Source organism: Pseudomonas sp. AB39(2026), from assembly GCF_059831485.1.
On the sequence record NZ_CP195212.1, the window covers coordinates 3,671,373 to 3,689,709 of the forward strand.

The 18,337-nt window shown below is 59.3% G+C and carries 15 protein-coding genes; 7 read left to right on the forward strand and 8 right to left on the reverse strand.

The window, feature by feature from the left end:
* Window positions 1–10: 10 nt before the first annotated feature.
* The 4 genes from bioD to ACSAMW_RS16915 all read left to right on the forward strand — a co-directional run bounded on the left by bioD (window position 11) and on the right by ACSAMW_RS16915 (window position 5,320).
* The gene (gene bioD / locus ACSAMW_RS16900; protein WP_500591274.1) at window positions 11–691 is read left to right on the forward strand and encodes a dethiobiotin synthase; all 681 of its coding nucleotides are present in this window, start codon (window positions 11–13) and stop codon (window positions 689–691) included.
* A gap of 68 nt (window positions 692–759) precedes the next feature.
* Window positions 760–1,050, forward strand: a complete 291-nt coding sequence (locus ACSAMW_RS16905) for a pyrroloquinoline quinone biosynthesis protein PqqE (protein ID WP_500591275.1) — start codon at window positions 760–762, stop codon at window positions 1,048–1,050.
* 260 nt (window positions 1,051–1,310) lie between these two features.
* Window positions 1,311–3,116, forward strand: coding sequence for a phenylacyl-CoA dehydrogenase (locus ACSAMW_RS16910; RefSeq protein WP_500591276.1), 1,806 nt, complete (start codon window positions 1,311–1,313; stop codon window positions 3,114–3,116).
* Between the two features lie 1,502 nt (window positions 3,117–4,618).
* The gene (locus ACSAMW_RS16915) at window positions 4,619–5,320 is read left to right on the forward strand and encodes an RES family NAD+ phosphorylase (protein ID WP_500591277.1); all 702 of its coding nucleotides are present in this window, start codon (window positions 4,619–4,621) and stop codon (window positions 5,318–5,320) included.
* Window positions 5,321–5,366: 46 nt separating this feature from the next.
* Here ACSAMW_RS16915 and ACSAMW_RS16920 read toward each other — a convergent pair whose 3' ends face one another.
* Window positions 5,367–6,011, reverse strand: a complete 645-nt coding sequence (locus ACSAMW_RS16920; protein WP_500591278.1) for a hypothetical protein — start codon at window positions 6,009–6,011, stop codon at window positions 5,367–5,369.
* A 915-nt stretch (window positions 6,012–6,926) separates the two neighbouring features.
* Here ACSAMW_RS16920 and ACSAMW_RS16925 point away from each other — a divergent pair.
* The 3 genes from ACSAMW_RS16925 to ACSAMW_RS16935 all read left to right on the forward strand — a co-directional run bounded on the left by ACSAMW_RS16925 (window position 6,927) and on the right by ACSAMW_RS16935 (window position 10,614).
* The gene (locus ACSAMW_RS16925; protein WP_500591279.1) at window positions 6,927–8,213 is read left to right on the forward strand and encodes a GGDEF domain-containing protein; all 1,287 of its coding nucleotides are present in this window, start codon (window positions 6,927–6,929) and stop codon (window positions 8,211–8,213) included.
* Window positions 8,214–8,311: 98 nt separating this feature from the next.
* Window positions 8,312–10,087, forward strand: coding sequence for an acyl-CoA dehydrogenase C-terminal domain-containing protein (locus ACSAMW_RS16930; protein WP_500591280.1), 1,776 nt, complete (start codon window positions 8,312–8,314; stop codon window positions 10,085–10,087).
* Between the two features lie 368 nt (window positions 10,088–10,455).
* Entirely contained in the window at window positions 10,456–10,614 is a 159-nt protein-coding gene (locus tag ACSAMW_RS16935) for a YqaE/Pmp3 family membrane protein (RefSeq protein ID WP_168085420.1), read from the forward strand.
* On the opposite strand, the gene ACSAMW_RS16940 is transcribed toward ACSAMW_RS16935, so the two are convergent.
* The 7 genes from ACSAMW_RS16940 to pqqF form a co-directional block, all read right to left on the reverse strand.
* Window positions 10,611–12,446 carry a S9 family peptidase gene (locus ACSAMW_RS16940; RefSeq protein WP_500591281.1) on the reverse strand — a complete coding sequence of 612 codons (1,836 nt, stop codon included), beginning with the start codon at window positions 12,444–12,446 and terminating at the stop codon, window positions 10,611–10,613. The genes ACSAMW_RS16935 and ACSAMW_RS16940 overlap by 4 nt on opposite strands.
* Window positions 12,412–13,569, reverse strand: coding sequence for a pyrroloquinoline quinone biosynthesis protein PqqE (gene pqqE / locus ACSAMW_RS16945; protein ID WP_500591282.1), 1,158 nt, complete (start codon window positions 13,567–13,569; stop codon window positions 12,412–12,414). Before pqqE ends, ACSAMW_RS16940 begins: the two co-directional genes overlap by 35 nt.
* On the reverse strand, window positions 13,541–13,816 hold the full coding sequence (gene pqqD / locus ACSAMW_RS16950; RefSeq protein WP_500591283.1) for a pyrroloquinoline quinone biosynthesis peptide chaperone PqqD: 276 nt from the start codon (window positions 13,814–13,816) through the stop codon (window positions 13,541–13,543). The genes pqqE and pqqD overlap by 29 nt, the downstream gene beginning before the upstream one ends.
* Complete coding sequence (gene pqqC, locus ACSAMW_RS16955) at window positions 13,813–14,565, reverse strand: pyrroloquinoline-quinone synthase PqqC (RefSeq protein WP_168085416.1); 753 nt, start codon at window positions 14,563–14,565, stop codon at window positions 13,813–13,815. The genes pqqD and pqqC overlap by 4 nt, the downstream gene beginning before the upstream one ends.
* 8 nt (window positions 14,566–14,573) lie before the next feature.
* The gene (gene pqqB, locus ACSAMW_RS16960) at window positions 14,574–15,485 is read right to left on the reverse strand and encodes a pyrroloquinoline quinone biosynthesis protein PqqB (RefSeq protein ID WP_500591284.1); all 912 of its coding nucleotides are present in this window, start codon (window positions 15,483–15,485) and stop codon (window positions 14,574–14,576) included.
* A 66-nt stretch (window positions 15,486–15,551) separates the two neighbouring features.
* Window positions 15,552–15,623 carry a pyrroloquinoline quinone precursor peptide PqqA gene (gene pqqA, locus ACSAMW_RS16965; RefSeq protein ID WP_168085465.1) on the reverse strand — a complete coding sequence of 24 codons (72 nt, stop codon included), beginning with the start codon at window positions 15,621–15,623 and terminating at the stop codon, window positions 15,552–15,554.
* Between the two features lie 132 nt (window positions 15,624–15,755).
* Complete coding sequence (gene pqqF, locus ACSAMW_RS16970) at window positions 15,756–18,230, reverse strand: pyrroloquinoline quinone biosynthesis protein PqqF (RefSeq protein ID WP_500591285.1); 2,475 nt, start codon at window positions 18,228–18,230, stop codon at window positions 15,756–15,758.
* Window positions 18,231–18,337 lie beyond the last annotated feature (107 nt).

Here is an 18,337-nt window from a genome sequence, read left to right on the forward strand (position 1 = left end):
GTCCAAGACCATGAACCACGCCTATTTTGTCGCGGGCACCGACACTGAAGTCGGCAAAACCACCATTTCAGCCGGGCTGCTGCAGGCCGCGCGGCGTGAAGGCCTGAGCACCCTGGGGGCCAAGCCAGTGGCCTCTGGTTGCGAGCAGTCCTCGGCGGGCCTTCGCAACAGCGATGCGTTGGCGCTGATGGCCGAAAGCACCCTTGTGCTGCCCTATGAAGCGATCAACCCCATCGCGTTCGAGCCTGCCATTGCGCCCCATATCGCGGCCCATGAAGCCCAGGTGCCACTGACCGTGCAAGCCTTGCTGGCGCCCATGCAGCACATCCTGGCCCAGCAGGCCGAGTTCACGCTGATCGAAGGGGCGGGCGGATGGCGCGTGCCGTTGTCTGGCCAAGGTAACCTGTCGGACCTGGCCATCGCCTTGGGCCTGCCGGTCATTCTGGTGGTGGGGGTGCGCCTTGGGTGCATCAACCATGCGGTGCTCACGGCTGAAGCCATCGCGCGGGACGGCCTGACCCTGGCGGGGTGGGTCGCCAATATCATCGACCCGCACACCTCACGGCTGGAGGCCAACCTGACAACCCTCACTGAACGGTTGGCCGCACCCTGCCTGGGGCACGTACCGCATTTGCCTACCGCGAGCGCAGCGGCAGTGGCCGACCATTTGGCGCTTGGTCAACTGGCCTGACCAACGTGCCTTTACGGCATTGCGCAACGGCGTACACTGATGGCCAATAGCCAAGCCTGGACATTGCCATGAATATCTCGTCTTCGCTCACTTCGGGCCTGAGTGTCATCCAGGCGGCCTCTACCCGGTTCGATAATGCCGCGCTGCAAGTGGCCGGTATCGCCAACCACAGCAGCAACCTGGCCCAGTCCACCGGCTACCAGGCGCAACGCCTCGATGCCGTGGACGAGAGCCAACAGACCAGCCTCGCCGCCTTGAACGTGCAAATGACCCAGGCGGTGCTACAGGTAGAGGCCGGTGCGAAAGTGGAGAAGGCGTCTGACCGGGCATTGGGTTCAATGATCGATACCTACGCCTGAGGCAGTGTTACCGCTCCGAACCTAGGCCTTTCGTCGGCTGCCTCGCCCGTTTCAAATGACCACTCAACGCCCCGCCTGCTCCTTACAGCCGGCGGGGCGTTGTCGTTTGTCGCGTGCTGTTAGCCGCCGTTCCTAACTCCCCTTGACAACTCATCTGGCATAAACGTATGTTTCAAACACCTGTTTGACGCGTCCGCCGCGGGTGGATGAGTCGATTATTTGCGGTTCACCCCACCGGATTCAGCACAGAGGTTTTCCACATGCCCGATTTCAAGGCGCCCTTGCGCGACATTCGCTTCGTTCGCGATGAGTTGCTTGGCTATGAAGCCCACTACCAAAGCCTGCCCGGTTGCCAGGACGCTACACCGGACATGGTCGATGCCATTCTTGAAGAGGGCGCCAAATTCGCCGAACAGGTGCTGGCGCCGCTGAACCGTGTGGGTGACCTCGAAGGCTGTACGTGGTCTGAAAGCGGTGTGAAAACGCCCACCGGCTTCAAAGAAGCCTACCAACAGTTCGTTGAAGGCGGCTGGCCAAGCCTGGCCCACGATGTGGAGCATGGCGGCCAAGGCCTGCCGGAATCCCTGGGCCTGGCCATCAGTGAATTGGTAGGCACCGCCAACTGGTCCTGGGGCATGTACCCTGGCCTGTCCCATGGCGCCATGAACACCATTTCGGCGCACGGCACCCCTGAGCAGCAGGACGCCTACCTTACCAAGCTGGTGTCCGGCGAGTGGACAGGCACCATGTGCCTGACCGAACCGCACTGCGGTACCGACCTGGGCATGCTGCGTACTCGCGCCGAGCCACAGGCCGATGGCAGCTACAAAGTCAGCGGCACAAAGATCTTCATTTCTGCCGGCGAACACGACATGGCGGACAACATCGTCCACATCGTGCTGGCACGCTTGCCTGATGCGCCGGCCGGCACCAAAGGCATTTCCCTGTTCATCGTGCCCAAGTTCCTGCCCAATGCCGAAGGCGGTGTAGGCGAGCGCAACGGTGTGAGCTGCGGCTCGCTCGAACACAAGATGGGCATCCATGGCAATGCCACCTGTGTGATGAACTTCGACGGCGCCACCGGCTATTTGATCGGCCCGGCGAACAAAGGGCTGAACTGCATGTTCACCTTTATGAACACCGCCCGCCTGGGGACCGCGCTGCAAGGCCTGGCCCATGCTGAACTGGCGTTCCAGGGTGGCTTGAAATATGCCCGTGACCGCTTGCAGATGCGCTCGCTGACCGGCCCCAAGGCACCGGACAAGGCCGCCGACCCGATCATCGTGCACCCTGACGTACGTCGCATGCTGCTCACCATGAAGGCCTTCGCCGAAGGTAACCGCGCTATGGTGTACTTCACGGCCAAGCTGGTGGATACCCTCAAGTACAGCCAGGACGACGAAGAGAAGAAACGTGCCGATGGGCTGCTGGCCTTCATGACGCCTATCGCCAAGGCCTTCATGACCGAAGTGGGCTTCGAAGCCGCCAACCATGGCGTACAGGTATACGGCGGCCATGGCTTTATCGCCGAGTGGGGCATGGAGCAGAATGTGCGTGATGCCCGTATCGCCATGTTGTACGAAGGCACCACAGGCGTTCAGGCCCTGGACCTTTTGGGCCGCAAAGTATTGATGACCCAGGGCGAAGCCCTGAAAGGCTTTACCAAGATCGTGCACAAGTTCTGCCAAGCCCAGGAAGGCAATGCTGCCGTGGCCGAGTTCGTTGCCCCGCTGGCGCAGTTGAACAAGGAGTGGGGCGAGCTGACCATGAAAGTGGGCATGGCTGCCATGAAGGACCGGGAAGAAGTCGGCGCCGCCTCGGTGGATTACGTGATGTATTCCGGTTACGCCTGCCTGGCGTACTTCTGGGCCGACATGGCGCGCGTTGCAGCCGCCAAGCTGGCCGAAGGCACCTCCGAAGAGGCGTTCTATACGGCCAAGCTGCACACCGCGCGCTTCTACTTCCAGCGCATTCTGCCCCGTACCCGTACCCATGTGGCAGCCATGCTGTCGGGCGCTGGCAACTTGATGGCGATGGACGAAGCGATTTTCGATATGGGTTACTGATCGCGCACGCTGCAACCAAAGCCGCTACCCTTAACCGGTAGCGGCTTTTTCTGATTCTTCTTGAAATCTCAAAAGACAAGAAATACTGATTTGAGACAGCGGTTGATCATCAGAGGACGCATTAAATGCAGAGGTCGCGTATAGTGCGACCAGGTTATCTACTAACCTCCTCGCCTTGACTGGGGACTCCATGAAAACTGGACTCTGGTCGGGCCTTGTGATCGTCCGCAGCTGGGAACGTCGCCAGAACCTTTAGGTATCAGAGCGGCTATTACTTTCTACCGCGTTCAGCGACGGGTAAGCGTAGTGAGATAACGCGAGAAAAGCGGGCTTCGGGCAATGTACCGGACCCGCTTTTTCGTATCTAAAAATGTCATCCGTAGTAGTCGTTAGGGAACATGTTCAAGTGTGAGCGTTGCCTGTATCGGATTTTTGTAATTCGTGGCGTGCGGGTCGAAGTCGATAGGCGCTACAAAACAGGATTTCGTCATCTGGGAGACCTTGCTCTGCCAAGCTGCATCGACGAGCAACGCCACAATGTCAGATTTTTTTGAGACGTGTAGTACGTGATCCTGAATCTGACCGGTCGCCTGCGTCGGATTGAAAACGCTTGTAACGAACTTGAATCCCCAATCTCGAACGCGTTCATGTTTGCGCAAGCTCTGAGGAATCAGGGCCTCCTGATGTTTATAAAACAGGTCGCAGTTACGTCGTGTGCGACTGGGCAGGTGAGGGTGCGCGCGGTAGCTCGAAAATCCAACACTGAATAGCCCGCTCAAAGTTATCGCCTGAGAAGCGATAAAGGAGTGCTCTGTGAAGGCTGATGGCAATGCTATTGCTGATGTCATTTGCGACGTGTGTAGAGAGCCGTCAACACGATAACGATGGACGCAATTCACAACAAGAAGAACACCATCGGCCCAATAGTGCTGCCGGTGGGAGGCGCGCCCGCGCTGCCGATGGAGACCAATATAATGCTCAGTATCGCAAGTACCAAGCCCCAATGACTCCAGCTAGAAAATTCATGATTTGCCGCCAGAGTGAGAAGTTGGATGGCAATATGGAATTCCGAGCGATTGGCCTTCAATCCGTAAGAAACTTCCGACACCTTTGGGATTGCGCGGGCAGCTCCATCCTATACTCGCAGGAATTTACCCAACTCGCTATTCATTCAAGCTTAGTGTGGCATTTCAGCCAAAATCTCTACGTCTACGGCAGTTTTTGCACCCGTTAAAGATAGTGCTCTTGTTTTACGACTGATTTGAAATTTGCCGCAGCAGCATATCCATGTGGATACTCTGGCATCCAATTTTTTTCTAACTATTTGTCCCGCCAAGCTTGTTGCCACGCGAGCTTTCTAGCTCTATTTGCCTCCGCTTTTATTCTGTTAGAATCACCTAGCGCTCGGCATGTGTCGGCGCCGCTGGAATTCCAGCGCCTTTTTCGTAAGCAACCTTCAAATGGTGATCTTATGACAGTGCTTTTCTATAATGAGGTGATTAATGGTTACAGGAGACGACGATATTAAGCAAACCGAGCAACTGGTTCAAAGGCTGCACTCTGGCGGTAAACTGAGCGTTAAACTACTTCCGGGCGGCTCAACTTCCTACAGGGTTCAGGATTCCGGGCATGAGAATGCTGAGTACTACGGATGTCCTAAAAAGCCTAAAGAACTGGGTAGGTTTAATGATCCCATGGAAGAAATCGGGATCTGGTATGGGGCCGAACACCCCAGCGGGGCGCTGGCCGAAACGTTCGGAAGGCTTCGGCCCAGGGAATCGAAAGGGCTTGGTATCGTATTGAACACCACAGATCTTGAGAAAAAAGACATGTGCATGGTAGAGACGACCAGGGATTTGAAGCTGCTGAATCTGAAGCCATGTCTGTCCAGAATGAACCGGACGGTGGACGAAGTGACTGGCCCAGACTACACGCTTACGCAAGAAATTGTGGCAGCAGTGGCCAGGTTGCCAGGCAACCCTTTTGATGGAATTGCTTATGAGTCGCGGCATCACCCCGATGGACACAGTTGTTACGCGCTGTGGACGGCGCCAGGTGAGACCACAACGGTTAAGACCGTTGAGATGACCAAGCTTCCGGAGTTCGAATACAAGGGAAAACTTCCGGAAGGCTTTGAGGATGACAGCATTGATGCAGAGGAGATCTTGACCGAGATCCTCGGCTACAAGGTGCTTAGCTCTTGAGCTCCGCTACCATTCACGCAGCGCCCCAGTTTTGGGTGCGCTGTTTTTACGCAGGCGTTGAGCTCATGAAAAGAGACGCTTCACGTTTGATCGCTTCCAACTGGTTCTCATCAGCACCGTCTTTAAGAACTACATACGGCAATTCTGCTTTTCCGCCACCGAAGGCAACAGGATTTAGGAAGAATGTGCACTGAGCCTCCGCGCTGACATTTTTCATCAACCCTAAGATTTCCTCCAAGTGTGGAAGCTTTTCGTCCCCAATAAACTGAAATGCTGGATAAAGGTAATCGTTTCCTTCCTGGATCGCGATTAAGGTGCCTTTTTTCACATGATTGTTGATGGTTTGTCTTGTTGTTCCCAAGGCGCTGGCTACTGCTTGGCTTTTTAGTACTCCGCCAAAATCCTTGAGTCGATCAAAGAACTCGATCTTTGCAGCGACGCGTCGAGCTTGCTTGCGGGTTTCTCTGGTGCTTAAAGCCCCTGCGACGGAGCCACTAGCTGCAAGCTTCTGAAGCAGCTCCGCGTCCGTCAAGGATCCAAGGTTCTCCTTGGTTTTTTCCTCAGACCACTGCTGGAAGACATTGGTGAGAAGCTTAAGCACGCGCACCGATCCACCCGCCATATCTGGAACCTTTTCAAGGGTTGCGGCCAGGGTATCGACTATTGCGTGGATTGATCTTTGCGAGTCCATAAAGCACCTCAGTGTTCCTAATTGACGATTTACTATACCTATCAATTCAAAAAATCGTCAAATATATTTTCAGGGTATGGCGACAGACGCGTGATCAAGGCCTTAGAGAACACCGCTTAGGAGGCTTCGGAATCTGGCTAAAAGCCCATGACACCTTACGGTAGGGGCGGCATTAGAGGCTTTGGTACCTCCTTTCCACTCCAGATCTAAAATCAGTCGACTGAAATGGTAGCCACCAAAATCGGTTGGGCCGCATCGGAGACTTGTAATGCGTCCATCTGCTCTTCTGCCGGCATATGGTCTCTGGAAAAGGGTGGCATATTGATTTCTCGGCGGGTTGGCCTCCGACAGGCTGTATAGAGGTAGCTATTAGATGATTTTCAGGAGCTAGAGCGCGCTAGGATTACGGCGTTCTCCCAACCGATGGTGGGCAGGCTGAGCGACGTTACTTGGGCGAAAGGGGTGACGATGCGATTGAGGTTGAGGTTAACCGGTTACTGAAACGTAAATGAGAAGGGATAGGGGCTGTGTCAGGCTGATGATGAGCACATGAAGGCCATGAGTCGCAGGACGCTGATGCGGCCAGTGCTGATGCGCCACCTTTGAGCAGGGTTAGGTAGCCAATGCACACGGGAAAGCACCAACAACCGAATCAAGGTGATGAAGCGGATGGCCCATGCATACCGGGACATTGAGTCCCCTCTCATGAATGTCAAGGATGACTTTCCCGGCAATCCGTGAAGAACTTTTTTATTGCCCGCGCGGCGCCGTTCATTCCGCTAGGCTTGAGTTGTATAAAACCATTGCACACAGTTTTGCTCCGACCTTTGACAGAGGCCTCATTCTTTTTGAGGCACGGCCGATAAAAATAGAGGCACAATGCCACACTTCATTGCTGGGCCGGAGCCAGTTCATTTGTCGCGCTTATCTGCTGTTCGCTATAGCCATTTCGTGCCTTCGGTGCTGCTGTTGCTGGCAGGCCTGGGCGCCGCCTACGTGCGCGACCTGAGCACCTTTTTCACATCGTTGTTCAACGTGCTGCCCACCTTGGTACTGCTGCTGGGGGGCACCTACTGCGCGGTGTACCGACGGCAGCGGGAACTGTTTTTGATGGTCACGGTGTATGTGGCGTATTTTCTGCTGGATACGCAAACCGACTATTACCGGGACCATGGCAAGGTACGCGAAGACGCAGCGGTGGTGTTCCACCTGTGTTGCCTGCTGTTGCCCCTGTTGTATGGGCTGTTTGGTGCCTGGCAGGAGCGCACGCACCTGGTTCAGGACATGGTGGCCCGGTTTGCGGTGCTGCTGGCCGTAGGGGGCGTGGCGCTGGGGTTTGAACAGAGTTTCCCCCAGGCACTGTTAAACTGGCTGGCCGAAATTCGCTGGCCTGCCTTGCATGGCCAGTGGATGAGCCTTATCCAGCTGGCCTACCCGCTGTTCTTCATCATGTTCGTAGTGCTCGGTGCCCAGTACGTGCGCAATCCGCGCCCGCTGCATGCTGCGCAGATCGTGGGCTTGATAGGCCTGTTCTGGATGCTGCCGCAAACATTCATCCTGCCGTTTACCCTTAACATCATGTGCAGCCAAGTGATGCTGATCATTGCCGCGGCAGTAGCCCACGAGGCTTACCAAATGGCCTTCCGGGACGAGCTAACCGGCCTTCCTGGGCGGCGTGCCTTGAACGAAAGGCTGCAGCGCCTGGGTCGCAACTATGTGATTGCCATGAGCGATGTGGACCATTTCAAGCGGTTCAACGATACCCATGGGCATGACGTGGGTGATCAGGTGCTCAAGCTGGTCGCAAGCCGGTTGGCAAAGGTCAGCGGAGGCGGCCGTGCCTACCGCTATGGGGGTGAGGAATTTGCTTTGGTGTTTGCTGGCAAGACACTGGAAGAGTGCCTGCCGCACCTTGAGGCAGTGCGCGGCATGATCGCCGCCTACGTGATTCATTTGCGTGATGCGGACCGGCCGACGGATGACCAACAGGGGCGACAGCGCCGTGGGGCCAGCGCGGCGTCCCAAGTGTCTGTCACCATCAGCATTGGTGTGGCCGAACGGCAGCTGGAACAACGTAGCCCTGACGAAGTACTCAAAGCGGCCGACCAAGCGCTTTATGCCGCAAAAGGCGCCGGTCGCAACTGTGTGGTTGCCCATGGCCAGGCGCGCAGGGGGGCTGTAAGAAAGAGCAATGCTGCGTGACCAATTTATTTATTACGGTCACGCAATGACGCTATAGCTCTGATGCGTTGTTGGGCTACACTGGCGCCATTCTCTTCTGGCGTTCTGTGAGGTTGCCCATGGCCGAGTACAAAGCCCCGTTGCGCGATATGCGCTTCGTCCTTGAGGAAGTGTTCGAAGCCCCGGCCCTGTGGGCCAGCCTGCCGGCACTGGCGGAGGTTGTAGACGCCGAGACCGCCATGGCCGTGCTCGAAGAGGCGGGTAAACTGGCCAGCACGGCCATCGCGCCGTTGAGCCGTGCAGCCGATGAAGAAGGCTGCCACTACGCAGACACTGTGGTCACAACGCCGAAGGGGTTTATCGAAGCCTACCGAACCTATGCTGAAGGCGGCTGGGTAGGGGTAGGCGGCGACCCGGCGTTCGGTGGCATGGGTATGCCCAAGGCTATTTCTGCGCAGGTGGAGGAAATGATCAACGCCTCCAGCCTGGCCTTCGGTCTGTATCCCATGCTTACCTCTGGCGCCTGCTTGTCCATCAGCGCCCATGCCAGTGAAGCCTTGAAGCAGCAGTACTTGCCAAACATGTATGCAGGCACATGGGCGGGGTCCATGTGCCTCACAGAACCTCACGCCGGTACGGACCTGGGCATCATTCGCACCCGGGCCGTGCCTCAGGGCGATGGCCGCTACAAGGTCTCAGGTACCAAGATCTTCATCACCGGCGGCGAGCATGACCTCACCGAAAACATCATTCACTTGGTGCTGGCCAAGTTGCCTGATGCACCGCCTGGGCCCAAGGGTATTTCACTGCTGCTGGTGCCCAAGTTCCTGGTCAACGAAGACGGTAGCCTCGGCGCGCGCAACACCCTCAGCTGTGGCTCCATCGAGCACAAGATGGGCATTCAGGCGTCGGCCACCTGTGTGATGAACTTCGAAGAGGCTGAGGGCTACCTGGTAGGGGAGGAAAACAAAGGCCTGGCGGCCATGTTCACCATGATGAACTACGAGCGCCTGGGCGTAGGCATCCAAGGGCTGGCCTCAGGCGAGCGCTCGTACCAGAACGCTGTGGACTATGCCCGTGAGCGGCTACAGAGCCGGTCCCCCACAGGCGCCCAGGCCAAGGACAAGATGGCAGACCCTATCATCGTGCATCCTGATGTGCGCCGCATGCTGCTCACCATGAAAGCCATGAACGAAGGTGGCCGTGCCTTCTCCACCTATGTGGCCATGCAGTTGGATGTGGCCAAGTATGCCGAGGACGCCGCTCAACGCACACGCGCCGAAAACCTGGTGGCCCTGCTCACGCCGGTGGCCAAGGCCTTCCTGACGGACGCGGGGCTTGAAACCACGGTGCATGGCCAGCAGGTGTTCGGCGGCCATGGTTATATCCGTGAATGGGGGCAGGAGCAGTTGGTGCGCGATGTGCGCATCACTCAGATCTACGAGGGCACCAACGGCATTCAGGCACTGGATCTAATGGGGCGCAAGGTTGTAGGTAATGGCGGAGCGTTCTACCAAGCCTTCTCTGACGAGGTGCGGGCCTTTGCCAACAATGCCGGGCCAGCAGAGGCGGAGTTCACCGTGCCGCTACTGGCTGCGCTGGATAACCTGGATGCGCTTACGGCCTGGGTGCTGGACCGCGCCGCGGGCGATGCCCGAGAAATTGGGGCCGCGTCGGTGGAATACCTCCAAGCTTTTGGCTACACCGCCTATGCCTATATGTGGGCTCGCATGGCCAAGGCGGCCCTGGCCAGTGGCAGCGAAGCGTTCTATGCCAGCAAGCTGGGCACAGCACGCTTCTATTTCGCCCGCCTGCTGCCTCGTATTCACTCCCTGGCCGCTTCGGTAAAAGCAGGCAGCGCGTCACTGTATCTGCTGGAGGCGGAACAGTTCTGAGCCGGCTTACACGCTGTAAGCCATCACCTACACGCAGTGGTGGCAATAGCTGATTGGCGCCTGCCGCTGCGTTGAGTATCTTGAGCACATGGACGTAGCGCAGGAAGCGCCGAACAGAAAAGGGACACGATAGGGATTACTGCCAAGGTTGGCGGAATGATATGGATGTCAGGGATACAAGTCTGCGAACCCCGCCTCGGCGGGGTTTCTTGTTTCTGGCCAGGCAGCTATAGCGCTGTTTCTTGATCTTCCCAGATCATGCAATGGTTACACGGTCATGGCATGTAGGGGGAGGTAGCAAGACAACCGCTGAACCGCAGCGGCACTCAGGGGTCTGTGAGGTATACCCCTTCAAGGAAGTACCCCTCATGGACATTATTCGTATCATCTTCGCCATCCTGCTGCCCCCACTGGGCGTGTTTCTGCAAGTCGGTTTCGGCGGCGCCTTCTGGCTGAATATTCTGCTGACCCTGTGCGGTTATATCCCTGGCATTGTTCATGCAATCTACATCATCGCCAAGCGTTAAAGCAGCCCTTTGTAAAACAGCCACTCCTGCTCCAAGGCATGCGCCAGGTTTCGTGCCTGGCGGAAGCCATGCCGTTCTTCTGGGTAGTAGTGCACCTGTACCGGCACCTGGTTAGCCTCCAGCGAGGTAACCATGGCGGCGGTTTGCGCTGGCACTACTACGGTATCCAGTTCGCCTTGGAAGAAAATCACAGGTACACGGATCTGGTCCGCATGCCGCAAGGGCGTGCGCTCGGCATAGCGGCTGGCGTCCAGGTCGGGGTTGCCAATTAGCCAATCCAGGTAGTCGGCTTCGAACTTGTGGGTTTCCCGTGCCAAGGCCGCAGGGTCGCTAACGCCGTACAGGCTAGCGCCGCCACTGAATACATCAAGGAACGCCAGTGCGCAGAGCGTGGTGTAGCCACCGGCGCTGCTGCCTCGGATAAACGCATGGGTCTCGCCAGCCCAGCCTTCAGTGCGTAGCCAAGCCACCGCATTGCCCGCATCCTCCACATCACTTACGCCCCAAGCGTGCTTGAGCGCCATGCGGTAATCGCGACCATAGCCACTGCTGCCGCGATAATTAAGGTCTGCCACAGCGAACCCACGCTGGCACCAGAACTGAATGCGGGGCTCCAGAACCGGGTAGCAGGCGGAAGTAGGGCCACCATGGATAAACACCAGCAGCGGCGCATCGGTTGCCTCCCCAGCCGCGGGATAGAAAAAACCGTGGGCCTGGCTGTCACCGCTGGGGTAGGTAAACGGCTTGGGCATACTAATGTGCTCGGCCGGCAACAGCGGCTCACTGCCTGCCAGAATCTTCACAGCACCGCTGGCGCGGTTGATGGCAACCACGGCAGGTGGCTGGACTGCCGAGGCAGCGATGGCGTAAAGGTAATCAGCGTCCACGCCGACACTTCTAAAGCGCGTGTACTCTGCGCCATAGCTTGTGCAGGCACCTTCGCCGTCAACCTGCCCGAGCTTGCCAAACCCATCTTCAAACCAAGTGGCCACATAGCTGTGGTTCTCGAGCGGCCACCAGCTGTTAGTGCCCAGCTGCCATGGCGCCGTGGCATGGTCCGCCTCGGGGGAAAGCAGTGGCGCCCACCCTTCAGGGCTTTCCGCCCAGGGTTGCCAGAAACCATTACGGTCGCTAAGGCAGCACAACCGGTTGTCAGAGGTAAATCGCGGCTGTTGCAGGGCTTCGTGGGCGCGGTTCCCGGCAATGCAGCGCGGCGCCTCCCACGCACCATCAGCGCCCCGCTGTGTGCACATCAGGCGGGTGCGGGTCCAGGGCAGTTCAGGCCGGCTCCACTCTACCCACGCCAGGCGCTGGCCATCAGGGCTGATCACGCCAGCACTGTAGAAATCAGCGCCTTCGGCCAGTACCTGGCGTTCGCTGGTCACCTCATCCAGCGCCACTAGCCGGTGCTGGGGGTAAGGTTCGGCTGGAGTTTCTTCTATCGCCAGTACCAGCCCATGGTGCCAGGCTAACCCGCCGTAATGACAGCCGCCCTTGCTCAGTAGCTCGGGTGCCTTGTCGCCGGTCACGGCCTGCCTGTACACCTGCTGGTCGCGCTCATTCACGAAGTACAGTGCCGCTGGGCCGGCACAAAAGGCGCCACCGCCGTACTCATACACTCGGCTGCGTATGCTGGTGTCTTCTGGGGTCAGGCAGTGTGCCTTTCCCTTGCGCCAGTGGTACAGGCGGCAGGTGCCCTCTTCAGGGCGGTATTCATTCCAGAACAGGCCGGCTTCACTCACCGCCAGTTCCGCGAAGTCTCGGCCGGCCGCGACTACAGCGTTGGCATCCAGGCCGTTAGCCGCGGGCAATGATTTTTGAGTTTCGCTCATTTCGGTAGGTCAGCCCGTTGATAGGGGTGGTACTGCGTTCGGCGTCCTCCCGTGCAGCGAGGATCACCCCGTGGTGGGCGGATTTTGCGCACACCGGGTCGGCATTGCTGGCATCGCCGGTCAGCATGAAGGCCTGGCAGCGGCAACCGCCAAAGTCCTTTTCCTTTTCGTCGCAGGAACGGCAGGGTTCGGGCATCCAGTCGAAACCACGAAAACGGTTGAATCCGAAGGAGCGATACCAGATGTCGTCCATGGACTGCTCGCGCACATTGGGGAACTGCACCGGTAGCTGGCGCGCGCCGTGGCAGGGCAGGGCCGTGCCGTCCGGCGTGACGGTCAGGAAAATGCTGCCCCAGCCATTCATACAGCCCTTGGGCCGCTCTTCATAATAGTCAGGCGTGACGAAAATCAACTTGCACGGGTGGCCTTGGGCCTCAAGCCGTGCACGGTACTCGTTGGTAATGCGTTCGGCGCGCTCCAGTTGGGCGCGCGTGGGCAACAGGCCTACCCGGTTCAGCTCGGCCCAGCCATAGAACTGGCAGGTGGCAAGCTCAACAAAGTCTGCTTCAAGCGCCAGGCACAGCTCGATGATGCTGTCGATGCGGTCAATGTTATGCCGATGGGTCACGAAATTGAGCACCATCGGGTAACCACGGGCCTTGACCGCCCGGGCCATAGCCAGCTTTTGCGCAAAGGCTTTTTTAGAGCCTGCCAGGGCATTGTTCACCTCTTCGTCGCTGGCCTGGAAGCTGATCTGGATATGGTCCAGGCCTGCCGCCTTGAAGCTGTCCAGCCGGGCTTCGGTCAGGCCGATGCCCGAGGTGATGAGGTTGGTGTAGTAGCCCAGGCGCCGCGCCTCGCCGATCAACTCGGCCAGGTCTTGGCGAACCAGCGGCTCGCCGCCGGAGAAGCCCAGCTGGGCCGCGCCCATCTCCCGCGCCTCGGCCATTACCCGGAACCACTCTTGGGTCGTCAGCTCCTGGCCTTGTGCTGCGAAATCCAGCGGGTTGGAGCAGTACGGGCATTGCAATGGGCAGCGGTAGGTCAGCTCTGCCAGCAGCCACAACGGCAGGCCGATGGGCGGTGCCGCCGGCTCAAGCAAGCTGGAGCCAGTGTTTCTCACGTGCCACCTCCATGAACTGTTCCACGTCGTCGGCCAGTTCAGGTACGCCGGGGAATTGAGCCGTCAAATGATCGATGATGGCAGCCACACTGCGCTGGCCATCTACCAGCCCGCCAATAGCGCTGGCGCTTTCGTTCAGCTTGATCATGCCTTCTGGGTACAGCAGCACATGGCCTTTCTGGGCCGGCTCGTACTGAAAGCGGTAGCCTGGGCGCCAGGCGGGCACAAGGTGGCGGTTGAAGCTCATAGGGGAATGCCTTTATGCCAGACCCGTTCTGGGGTCACGCTGTGGTAAGGAGGGCGGTTCAGTTCGTAGGCCATGGTCATGGCGTCCAGCATGGTCCACAGGATATCCAGCTTGAACTGCAGGATCTCCAGCATACGCTGCTGGCCCTCAGCGGTGGTGTAGTGTTCCAGGGTGATCGCCAGGCCGTGTTCCACATCTCGCCGGGCCTGCCCCAGGCGAGTACGGAAATACTCATAACCGGCTGGGTCGATCCAGGGGTAATGGGCTGGCCAGCTGTCCAGCCGCGATTGGTGGATCTGCGGGGCGAACAGCTCGGTCAATGAGCTACTGGCCGCCTCCTGCCAGCTGGCGCGACGGGCAAAGTTCACATAGGCGTCCACGGCAAAGCGCACGCCCGGCAGCACCAGCTCCTGTGAACGCAGCTGGTCAGGGTCCAGCCCCACGGCTTGGCCCAACCGCAGCCAGGCTTCGATACCGCCGTCTTCACCCGGGGCACCGTCGTGGTCCAGCAGGCGCTGAATCCATTCGCGGCGCACTTCCCGGTCTGGGCAGTTGGCGAGGATAGCCGCGTCTTTCATCGGGATGTTCACCTGATAATAGAAGCGGTTGGCCACCCAGCCCTGGATCTGCTCACGGGTAGCACGGCCTTCATACATGGCCACGTGGAAGGGGTGGTAAATGTGGTAGTACGCACCCTTGGCGCGCAGGGCATGCTCGAACTGCGCCGGAGTCATTGCAGCGTTGTTCACAGGGCCTCCTATAGCTCGATGCTCATCCCATCGAACGCGATTTCCACCCCGCGCCGTTCAACCTCGGCACGTTCGGGTGAGGCTTCGTCCAGAATGGGGTTGGTGTTGTTGATGTGGATCAGCACCTTGCGCGGTACGTTCAGCCCGTCCAGCACTTCCAGCATGCCGCCAGGGCCGTTCTGTGCCAAATGGCCCATTTCCCGGCCCGTGCGCGTGCCCACGCCGCGGCGCTGCATCTCGTCGTCCTCCCACAGGGTGCCGTCTACCAGCAGGCAATCGGCCTGGGCCATGCGCGCCAGCAACTCGTCGTCGACCTGGCCCAGGCCAGGTGCATAGAACAAGCGCCCTCCGGTGTTCAGGTCTTCCACAATCAGCCCCAGGTTGTCACCGGGGTGGGGATCGAAACGGTGCGGCGAGTAGGGCGGCGCTGCGCTGCGCAGGGGAAATGGGGTAAAGCGCAGGGCTGGGCAGGCCGGTATGGTGAAGCTGCCGCTGAGCTCGATACCCTGCCATTGCAAGCCGCCATTCCAGTGGCTAAGCATGTTGAACAGAGGAAAGCCTGTGGTCAGGTCTTGGTGAACCATGTCGGTACACCACACTTGATGGGGGCAGCCTTCGCGCAGGCTCAGCAGGCCAGTGGTGTGGTCGATCTGGCTGTCTAGCAGCACAATCGCGCCAATGCCGGTGTCCCGCAGGGCACGGCCGGGTTGCAAGGGCGCGAAGCTTTGCAGTTGTGCACGAATGTCCGGGGAGGCGTTGCACAGAATCCAGGTCACGCCGTCATCGGACAAGGCGATGGAGGACTGTGTGCGTGCCGTGGCGCGCAGGGTGCCTTCGCGCAGGCCTCGGCAGTTGGGGCAGTTGCAGTTCCATTGGGGGAAGCCGCCACCCGCTGCAGAACCGAGGATTTGAACGTACATAAGGGCCCCTCAAAGCAGAAATGAAAACGCCCCGGCGAACCGGGGCGTTGTATCACCAAGCCGTTATCAACGGTTGGCGAAATACATGGTCACTTCAAAACCAATACGCAGGTCGGTGTAAGCAGGCTTGATCCACATGGGTATGATCCTCGGTCAGAACGCAGGGGGTGCAGGATTTAGTCCGCACCCGTGCGCGGACGTTCCTGTAAGTTCAGAGGGCATTGTACTCAAACTGTTGCCAGGCAACGGTGAAGAATGAAGAAAACCCCTTTACGGTTCTTGTAAGAATCCCTTAGCGGTATCCCAGCCCGAGGGCGCTTCCCCGCCATTGGCTAATACCAGCCACCCATGTTCGGCGTTGGCCAAGCGCCAGGCTGCGCTGACCAGGTCTGCCGAACGTAGTTCGCCCATGGCCTGCTGCAGCGCCTTGAGATAGTGCTCGCTGTGGCCGCCGAGGTGAGCTTGCCAAAGCGTATCGGCCAGCTGGCTGGTTTCCATTTCCTCCGGTTTGAGGCGGTTGATCAGCCCTTGGCGTTGGCCCACCAGCTTTTCGCTGCCCAGGTTGCCGATCAGCCGTGGCAACTGCTTGAGGAAGTGTTCGAGGTGGTTGAGCAGGGCGGCCTGGTCAGTACCTGGCGATTGCACACCAAACACCAGGCCTGGCACACCGGCGATTTGGCGGAAGCTGCTGAACACCGCATAGCCCAATTGCAGCTCTACCCGCAGGCGCTGGTAGAAAGGCGCCTGGGCGATCTGGGCAATCAGCCGCCAGGCGGCGTCTTCGCTGATCGACCCTGGCAGTGCCGGGCAGAACAATAGCAAGGCATGCTCGCCACCGGGGGTGGGCAGCACGTTCCAGCGTTTGCCCTGCATGCGGCGTGCACGCGCCGGCATGTGCGCGTCGGGGATGCCTGGCATGGCACGCAAGGCCTGGTTGAGTGCGCTACGGTTGGCTTCACCAAAGCCTACGGCCAGGCCTTCCCAGGTGGCTGTGCTCCAGAGTTTCTGCAACTTGCCGGGTTGTACCTCTTCGCTGTGCTGGCGAGCAGGGCCACGGGCAGTGCCCAAGCAGTGCTCCGGCAGCTGACGTAACAGCTCACGAATAGGTGTTTGCACCGGGCGCGCCAAGGGTTCAGCCGTGCGCCAGACTTCGGGCGGTGGCGCATTGAGCATGGCCAGCAGGTGCTCCAGCAGGCTGGGCATGGGCTCGCTGATGCCGCTCAGGCGCAGTTGCCAATCGTCACCCAGGCGGGTGAACAGCACTTTGACGCCTGCTTGCTGCGCTTCGTGCACCGTCCGTTGCAAGCCTCGGTCGAGCACTTGCCACAGGCCGGTCTGCTGGGAGGCACCCGTGTTCCAGCGCAGCAGCAACTCGGCTTCGTGGGCGCTGCTGTCCACACCTGGCGCATAGCGCATGGCACGGGCATCCCCCACAGGCTGGTCGGGGCGACGGTTGGGGCGCAGGAAACGGTTGCGCTGCGGCAGGCGCCAGTGGGCGGTCGGCATCAGAGGTGTACCGGCTTGCGCGGCATCAGGGACGGGATGCAACACGCGCTCGGGGCGCAATTGGGACAGCAGGTTACGCAGGGCAGCCAGGCCGTGGTCGTCCAGCAAGGCCCCGTGGCTTTCCGGCTGCGCCAGGCGGCGGGCCAGGTCCAGGGCGCCGCTGGTCAGGCGCTGGCGCTTGTGCAGCAGCGCGTACTCCTCACGTAACATGGGCCAGTCATCAACCGCTTCGAAAAACTCGAGCCAGTCGAACGTCAGGGCGCTAATGACCGGCAGGGCCTGCTGCCCTTGGGCGGTAAGGGTGAATTCGAAATCCAGCAGCGCCTGGCCTTGATACTGGTAAGGCACGCGGACTTGCAGGCTTTCTATCAGCTCGCGGCGCAGCAGTTCGGCCTGCAGGCCACCGGGCTGTGCGTTAACGGCCCATGTGGTGAAAAAAGCGATGGCCTGGGGCGCGGCCTCTGGCAGGTCGGTACAGGCAAAGGCCAGGTTGAAGCGGGCGCCAGCGGCCTGTGGTTGCGCTTCGCCGGTAGCGTCGCTTAGCGGTGGCGGGGCAGGGCGGGCCCGAGCCTTTCCACGCGGGACCGTCGCACACGCCCGCTGTGCCACCCGGATCAGATAATCCTCAGGCTGCGGCCCTACCAAGGTCAGGGTCATCTGCCCGCTGTGGTAGTGGTCCAGGTGAAACTGGCGCAGCGCCACCTGGAATTCTGGGCGTTCCAGGGGCAGGCTGTAGCGGTTGCCTGCATGGAACGCCCGCAAGGGATGCCGAGCGGACAACGGGCTGGTCAGCCACATCTGGTGGTGGGCTTGATGGTCGCGGGCCCAGCTGACGAACTCGGCATGCAGCACTTCGCGTTCGCGGCGCTGGTCGGTAATGCTCAACCGCGGGTTAGCGAGCATTTCGCATAGCCGCTCCAGTGCGCCTGAAAACGCGGTAACCGGTACTTCAAAAAAATAATCCGTGGTTCGCTCACGGGTAGAGGCATTGAGTTGCCCGCCCTGGCGTTGAACGAACGGCATCAGTGCCTGGTCGCCTGCGAACCGCGTGGTACCCAAGAAGAAAAGGTGTTCAAGAAAATGAGCGAGGCCAGGCCAGGCGAGGTCGACATCGTGGCTACCGGCATCCACCCGCAAGAAAGCAGCCGCGCGCTTGAGGCGCGGTTCGTGACAGATACGTACAGGTAGCCCGTTGTCGAGCACGAGCGTCTCGCCGGCAGCTGGATAAGCAGCAGACATAGGGATCCGATCCGAAAACAACAGGCCCTAATCCTAGCGGATACCTGAAGGGTAAGGGGGAAATTTCGTGTAATAGAACGGACATTCCAGAGCACTTGCGTACAAGG

Coding starts and splice junctions, on each gene's coding strand:
- bioD (WP_500591274.1), top strand. CDS start 11: ATGAACCACGCCTATTTTGTCGCGGGCACCGACACTGAAGTCGGCAAA.
- ACSAMW_RS16905 (WP_500591275.1), top strand. CDS start 760: ATGAATATCTCGTCTTCGCTCACTTCGGGCCTGAGTGTCATCCAGGCG.
- ACSAMW_RS16910 (WP_500591276.1), top strand. CDS start 1,311: ATGCCCGATTTCAAGGCGCCCTTGCGCGACATTCGCTTCGTTCGCGAT.
- ACSAMW_RS16915 (WP_500591277.1), top strand. CDS start 4,619: ATGGTTACAGGAGACGACGATATTAAGCAAACCGAGCAACTGGTTCAA.
- ACSAMW_RS16920 (WP_500591278.1), bottom strand. CDS start 6,011: ATGGACTCGCAAAGATCAATCCACGCAATAGTCGATACCCTGGCCGCA.
- ACSAMW_RS16930 (WP_500591280.1), top strand. CDS start 8,312: ATGGCCGAGTACAAAGCCCCGTTGCGCGATATGCGCTTCGTCCTTGAG.
- ACSAMW_RS16935 (WP_168085420.1), top strand. CDS start 10,456: ATGGACATTATTCGTATCATCTTCGCCATCCTGCTGCCCCCACTGGGC.
- ACSAMW_RS16940 (WP_500591281.1), bottom strand. CDS start 12,446: ATGAGCGAAACTCAAAAATCATTGCCCGCGGCTAACGGCCTGGATGCC.
- pqqD (WP_500591283.1), bottom strand. CDS start 13,816: ATGAGCTTCAACCGCCACCTTGTGCCCGCCTGGCGCCCAGGCTACCGC.
- pqqB (WP_500591284.1), bottom strand. CDS start 15,485: ATGTACGTTCAAATCCTCGGTTCTGCAGCGGGTGGCGGCTTCCCCCAA.
- pqqF (WP_500591285.1), bottom strand. CDS start 18,230: ATGTCTGCTGCTTATCCAGCTGCCGGCGAGACGCTCGTGCTCGACAAC.